The 7804-nt window shown below is 53.4% G+C and carries 1 protein-coding gene; it reads right to left on the reverse strand.

Going from position 1 to position 7804, the window contains the following annotated elements; all coding sequences use genetic code 11:
• Nucleotides 1-7077, reverse strand: a 7077-nt coding sequence (locus DFP90_RS23265) for a LamG-like jellyroll fold domain-containing protein (RefSeq protein ID WP_342767816.1), incomplete at its 3' end; no start/stop codon positions are given.
• Between the last annotated feature and the right edge of the window lie 727 nt (nucleotides 7078-7804).

A 7804-nucleotide genomic window follows, 5' to 3' on the forward strand; every position in this document is an offset into this window, starting at 1 on the left:
GCTGTAGCTGCCGTCAGCATAAAGCGTCACCACACCGCCCTCTGCCAAGGTATGGACAACCGGATTATCCGTGGTCGCCGCGACCCCGCCGATGGCATAGGTCAGGACCTCATCGCTCTCCGTCTCGGAAAGATCCGCATCCGTGACCGTCAGCTTATGACGCACCGTCTGGTCTGCCGCGGAGAGCACGATCTTCGCATCCCCGGTCACCGGGCCGCTTTCCTCGGTCAGGTCGATAACCGTCTCAGTCGGGTCGCCATTCTCATCCAGATTGATGATACCGTCATCATTGGCGTCAAAATGGATCTTCTCGATCCCGGAAAGCGTATCCGTACCGATACCGGCCTTGGCAATGGAGTAGGTGCCGTCGCCATTGTTGGTGATGGTGTAACCATCCTTCACACCGGCATAGCGCGCGATATCCTCACCGCTTCCGCCGACCAGGGTGTCATCGCCATTGCCGCCAATGAGAGTGTCGTCACCGGAACCGCCATAAAGGGTTGCCCCTTTGTCCGCTTCCAGAACAAAACCGATTTCACTGTCAACCGTCGGGGTGCCGACAACGGTCAGGTTATTGCCATGGCCGCTGCTGTCGGTTCCCAGATTGTCCGTATCCGAGAAATCCAGATGGAACCCGTTATCGCCATGGTCGCCTTCAAAGGCGCGCGGCACCCAGACCCCATCCACGTCCTGGCCAAAGGCGTTGGCATTCAGCGCCTGGCCGTCCACATAATGGAAATCCGCCTGGGTCATGGAACCGCTGGTGGTGCCATAGCCGTCCTTGCCGATGAAATGTTCGGTGATCCGGCCCAGGCCAAGCCTGGCATCCTCATCAGTCGGCCAGAATTCGGTCTGGTCAACCGTCAGTTTTTCGCCGTTGAGATAGATCGCCAGCTGATCCGAGGCTTCCGTCCGGGTCGTGTCCAGGGCAACCACAATGTTAAACCAGGTATCATCCGGAAGATCGCTTTCGGGCATCTCGACCCGCGCCAGCGTATTATGGGCGTTGAATTCGAGATGCCCGGTATCGCGCCGCACCTCCAGCGAGAAGGAGGTATCGTTGGAATTGCCCTGTGCGGAATAGAGATAGATCCGCCCTGTGCTTTCATCCAGTTTCGCCCAGGTGGAAAGAGTCCAGGTGGTCCGGCTGCCTTCATGGGCCGGGCTATGGCTCAGGTAATTGTTAAGCCCATCCAGGTGAACGCCGTTCAGAACCTGATCCACCGAGGTCACATCGCCTGCCGTCAGGGTATCATTCCCGGCCCCGCCGAAGATTTCATCCGCGCCGCCAAGACCGTTGAGAATGTCATCTTCCTCCGTGCCCACCAGGATATCATCGGCTCCGTTGCCGTCATAAAGCGGGATGCCGCTGTCGATGGTGGCAACCAAACCGGTATCCGCCGCCTGAGCGGGGGTGCCGACCGTGCTCAGATTGTTGTTCTTGCCGCTGACATCCTTGCCAAGATTGCCGGCATCGGCAAAATCCAAATGGAAGCCCTGTTCGCCATAGTCGGTCACATTGTCGGAAGGCACCCATTGGTTATCAACTGTCCGGCCAAAGGAAGCCGCCGTCAGGGCCTCGCCATCGACAAACTGGAAACCAGCCTGGGTCATAGAACCGCTGGTGCCGCCATAGGCATCTTTGCCGATATAATGGGCGACATCCCCGCCCAGCCCCAGCATCGGATTATCCCCCGTCGGCCAGAAACCGGTCAGGTCAACCGCCAGTTCCTGGCCGTTGAGATACATCTTCAACTGATCAGCCGGATTGTCCTGGATCGTGTCCATGGCAACCACAAGGTTGAACCAGGTATCATCCGGCAACTGGCTTTCCGGCATCTCAACCCGGGCCAGCGTGTTATGGCCGTTTATTTCGATATGGCCGGTATCCCGGCGGATCTCGACCGAGAAGGAGCTGTCGTTGGAATTGCCCTGGGCGGAATAGAGATAGATCCGCCCGGTGCTGTCATCCAGCTTGGCCCAGGTGGACAGGGTCCAGGTGGTCCGGCTGCCGGTGCCGTCCGGATTGTGGGTGAGATAGTTGCCGCCCTGACCGTCCAGAACGATCCCCTTCAGCGGCACGGTCTGGATACCGGCGGTGTCCGCGTTGCCCTGGCCCGTGGTGCCATTGAAGACATTGCCACTGCCGACAGACATGATGCTGCCACCCTGTTGCACATCCTTCAGTCCCAGGCCGGAAACAAGGGCCGCCAGGGAAAGCTCTGTCCCGTTGTTGAAACGGATGGTTTCAACGCTGCCGCCCAGCACCCAGTCTTTCAGGGTCACTTTATCCAGGCTGGGATCCGGGCCCCATGAGGGATCGACGGGCTCAACAATCGCCCCATCCACATCCAATGCCGAATAGAGTGACTCCTCGTTAAAGGCGATCTCCAGATCATTGCCGTTGAGGCGCATGAAAAGGTCATTCTGATTGAGGCCGCCGGAGATATGCAGAACATCATTGCCCGCAGCATCGGAAATCACATCCTGTCCGCCGCCGCGGCCGAAATAATAGGTATCCGATCCGGTGCCGCCATCGATCAGGTCATTGCCGGCCCCGCCGATCAGGGTATCGCGCCCGCGCCCGCCATTGACCGTATCCGCGCCCGCCCGGCCCCAGAGGATGTTATCCTCTTCATTGCCGGTGATGGTGTCATCATGGTCGGAACCCTCGACATTCTCGATCGATTTCAGGACATCGCCTTCGGCCTCGCCGCCAAGGCCGGAGCCTTCCAGGTCCGGGCGCGCGCCCAGCTCCACGGTAATTTTCGAGCCCGACAGGATATAGCTGGCCGTATCAATGCCATCGCCGCCATCGAGCGTATCAGCGCCTTCGCCGCCCACCAGCAGGTTATTGCCGGTGCCACCGATGATCGTGTCATCACCGCCGCGACCGTAAAGATTATCGTTGCCTTCCTGGCCGTCGATGATGTTGTCACCTTCATTGCCATAAAGGTCATCGTCAAATTCGGAGCCGTAGAGATTTTCCACCTCGCGGATGACATCGCCGAAGCCGTCACGCTCATCAAGGCTGCCCAGCATGCCATATTCATGGCGCTCGTAAGAGACCGTGTCATTCCCGGCCCCGCCGATCAATGTGTCGAAGCCGTTGGAGGACATCAATGTGTCGTCGCCGTCCCGGCCCAAGATGATCTCATCAAAGTCCGTGCCGCCAACCACATCGTCGGCGTTGGTTCCGGCCAGAACGTCACCCGCATCCGATCCCTCGACCAGATCCGCCATGGCCTTGCCCAGGTCAGTCACCGCGCCGTCAGCCGTGACACCATAGACCGACAGCAGGCTGTCCAGGTCCAACTCGGTCTCGTCAGCAAAGCGGATCTGCTCCACCTTCTTATTCACATCGGTGAAGTTTTTCAGGGTGATCCGGTCATTAAGCCCGTCAAAGCCGACAGTGTCAAAATCCGCCTGCCAGATGCCGATCTCCAGATCATTGCCATTGCGCCGGATCAACAGGTCGGCAAGGGAAATGCCCTCACCAAACAACACCTTGTCCGGATTGCCCGCATTCACTTCCTGGGTGACGGTGTAATCGCGCAATTCCCAGGTCGGCGCCCACCAGCTGTCATGCTCGCCACGACTGGCCCTATGCCAGCCGGTGATCTGCCAGCGCTTGCCAGTACCCGTGACGGAATATTCATCCTCGACCACATCATGGCCGTCACCCAGGCCGAAGCTATAGATATCCTCGCCATAACCGCCGCGCAGGGTGTCATTCCCGGCACCGCCCGCCAGCCAGTCACCGCCCCAGCCGCCGGACACCGTGTCATCTCCGGCCCCGGCATGGATCGCGACCGTCATTTCATTGGCGGTGGAGATCACGTCATTGCCGCCACCGGATTGATAGATCTCGACATTATTGTCAGTGATGGTGATGGTCCGGTCTTCATCGCCGATAAAAAAGACTTCATCCATGCCGTCACCGCCATCAAAGCTGTCTTGGATATCGACGATCAGGATGTCATCCCCGGCCCCGCCTTGGATCGTGTCGACCCCTGTGCCGCCTGAAAGAGTATCATCACCAGCGCCACCCACAATCGTATCATCACCAGCCCCACCTTCGATCACCACCGCCTGGGCGGTGTTTTCATCTTCCCCGTCGGATTCAACCGCCACGATGCCGCTGGCGTCAAAGCTGTCATTCCCGGCCCCGCCGGTGGCGCGCTCAATGGAGCTGGCCGCCATATCGAGGGTAACGCCACCCTCACCCGTGACGGTCAGGCTGTCATAACCCTCCCCGCCCTGGATGGATGTATCCTCGCCATCCACATAAAGCACATCATCCCCGGCCCCGCCGTCAATCACATCCGCACCATCGCCGCCGATGATCACATCACCGGCCAGGCCGCCGGTCAGGGTATCCGCCCCGGCCCCGCCGGAGATCTGCGCCCCGTAATAGCCGGTATGGGTGATCACATCATTCTGGGTGCCCGCAATGACAGTCTGGTAACCGCGGTCGGCCAGGTCGAGCGAGAGGCCCGACTGGTTTTCCAGCGCATAGAGCGTATCGCCGCCCCATTCATAATCCAATTCACGGCCATGCTCGGTCTCGACCCAGCGATAGCCATCCTCAATTGCGAAAAGTGCAGCATCACCGACCTGTCGAGAGGCCGTTTCACCCGTATTTGCTTCAATATATGTATAGGTTGTTTGATTGATGAGCCAGTTGCCATCAACGTATTTCTCTTCATCAGCAACAGGCGTGGAATTCAGAATAATGGAGGTAACACCCGCACTATCTAAGGTTTGAAGTTCACCATCATCAGCTTCACCATCCTGATCCAAATCACGCCAGACCTTAAACTTACCCCAGGCAACATCGTTTGCATCAAACACACCGTCCTTGACCCCCTCTGAATCAAAATCGAAAAGGGTTTCCAGAGCTTCAAGGTCGGTATCATCTTCTTCGGTCAACTGAGCGAGGATCAATTCTTCCGGTTTCGTGATCTCATTATCATCGCCAATATCATAAACAAGGAAACCGTCATCCCCACTGATCCAGCCTATTTGCTCCCGATACCCGTCTCCATCATGGTCAAAAGTTACTTTTGATTCATATACCGAGATGAATTCTATACCATCACCATCCATATCCAGGATAACTGGGGCTGCTTTACGGTTATGAACACGGAAACCACCTGCGACATAAGTATGCAATTCTTTGACGGTGAAGTTATAGACGGTCTGACGTTCGGGTAGGGGTTCAACAAGCCCAGCCTCCCGATATTGGCCATCAGCAAGAACCAGCTGATCTTCCGGGTTAAGATCTTTAACTGCTTTAAAACGACCGTCACTCAGAAGAAACCGATGGCCGTCGGAGCATCTAAGGCCATTAACTGTCACAACTTTTGATTTTTCTTTAACAAATGTTCTGGTAACTTCTCGGGAAACCAACTGTCCCAGACCGTCAAAAGCCATAACCCGATCACCAACAATAATGTCAGCGATATCCTTCTCCGCTCCGTCAGCCATGAGGATTGTTGTTCCGGCGACAAAACAGTCTTCGCTACTTAAAGATTCAAAGCCAGGATGCCTTGCATCATTGTTGGGATCTCCATATCGATCCCCTCGTTGGATACCCTCGGACAGTTTTTCCCAGCGCTTGGCCTCCTGGTATTCATCTCCGCCAATTAATCGATCAAACCAATTGAAACTTTCAACGATATCGAACGACACAGCCATGGCGGGTTCAATATCTAATTCACTCCAGTAATCATCTGATAACGTAGGAGAAGTTGTACCATCCGTTTTGAGGAACTGACCGTTCCCCAAATACGCACCATATTTATTGACCGGACCGAACGTCGAGGTACCGTCAGTAAAATGGAAATTGCCCTCTGAATCAGTGAATTCGACTTCTTTTTTATGAAGGAAGCGTTCTCCTGTCAGCATATTCACATAACTGCCATCTCCCACCGGGGCAAAAGGATTGCCATCCAGTCGGCGGCCATCCAAACCTGCAAGTCCGACAAACCCCATTGTCGCCAGTCCAGATAGCGATACGCCCGTTTGAGTATTGATAAAAGTCCCGTTCCCCGCACTAACGATCGGATTTCCGTCGAGACGCCTTCCATCCAAGCCAGCAATTCCAACCGCTGACATGCTCGCAGCGAGAAGTTTGGAATTATATTCCGTTCCCGACAGCCAATCCCCAGTTCGATAATTATAGTATGAACCATCTGCAGCGCGGGTATATCCATAACCGTCACCGATACCATTAAGCGGTCTGCCATCCAAGCCCGCTATTCCCGCAGCCGAAATATATTGTTCAAACTGCCGGTAAGCGAGAGTCCTTTGATCTACCAATGGAACAATGCCGACATATCGTTCCGACTCCAGGGGAGGGATACCGTTAAGTTGTTCTATCGTTGTTGGGAAAGGATTGGTTTCGGGATTGAACCCCCAGCCATTTGGCTGATTCCAATCAGCTAGACCTTCGAACACATAACCAACTTCGGGAGACCAAGTGCCTGGACGATTAGATTCTTCTAGACTCCGCCTAGGCGGCAGGTTTTTATGTTCTCGCCACAGTTCATGAACCTCCTCGGAAGAGATCGTCTCGCTCCCGTACCCGCCTTTCGGCCCAAAGAACCCAATTCCAGATTTTCCAAAAGCTTTTTCACTTAACTTGGAGTACCAATCTCCATCAACTCGTCCAACAGGCAAAAACTCAACATCTTCTTGCAAGGATGTTATATCCAGAGCCTGCCCTGTGCTGGCAACTGTGCTAAATCTAAATGCAACGCTAGATACACTAGCGCTACCAACATCTCCAACTTCAATACTTACTTGACTAGAACCATGTGACGCTAAGAGTTGATCTCTAAAAACATGATATTCACCATCAGAGTAATAGACTACCTCCATCGTTATAGTAGACTGAGCCTCTGCTAAGTTTCTTACATCAAAGAGAAGGGTCCTTTTACCACCCCAAACACCCGATGTTGCTTGCCATTGGCCAAACACGCCAGGCAGAGCAAGAACTTGTTGGGCTCTCTGTCGAAACGGGGTAAAAAAGTCCTCAATGGTATTCCAAAAACTCGGTTTATTATCGGTCATGAAAATCCTCAAATCCAAGCTTATTCAGCTACTACTCTTCAACGTGTTTTCTATTGTTTTTTTTCACGTTATTTTGAAAAACACACAAGAAAACATCTACGCATTTCCAATATTCATACTAACAAAAACAGCAATAAATATTTTTATTAGTGTGAATATCAAAAATAAAACCACCAAAATAATTATATTTACATTGATATTTGTTGATATTTCATCTTCCATCTTCCTTTCAACAACATCAATTATCAGCCCTTACTTTTGGAGAATCATTGCCTTAGTTATTTGGCGCAATTTTATCTATGATTTTTAGTGTCGAACAAAAAAATACGAATACCTACCGCCACATCACTTATTCCTCTAACTAATACCCTCACCTCAAGTCGAACAATAATGCCAGCAGAATCTATCCGAACTCTCACACACAAAAGTGCATCGAAAGCCGCTCCAACCAATTCATTTCTTTAAGGGAGAAAAATCCAATCCACCCCTTCCCGGTTAGGAGGCTAACCGATCCCGATTCGGCGGGCAAGGGAAATTCGTTAACAGGTTATTAAAATCCCAGGCAGGTCGGAGAAGCGGCGCGGTGCTGGCGGGCATAAGCCCCCGATGATCTATACTTTTTGACGTGAGCCTGACGTGAGCCCTTAAAACTCCTCCAAAAATGAGTAGAGTCCGTCCAATAAAAGGAGACGGACATGAAGCGCAGTCGATTTAGCGAAGAACAGAT

It is taken from the genome of Aestuariispira insulae (genome assembly GCF_003385955.1).
In the GTDB taxonomy this organism is placed as follows: domain Bacteria; phylum Pseudomonadota; class Alphaproteobacteria; order UBA8366; family Aestuariispiraceae; genus Aestuariispira; species Aestuariispira insulae.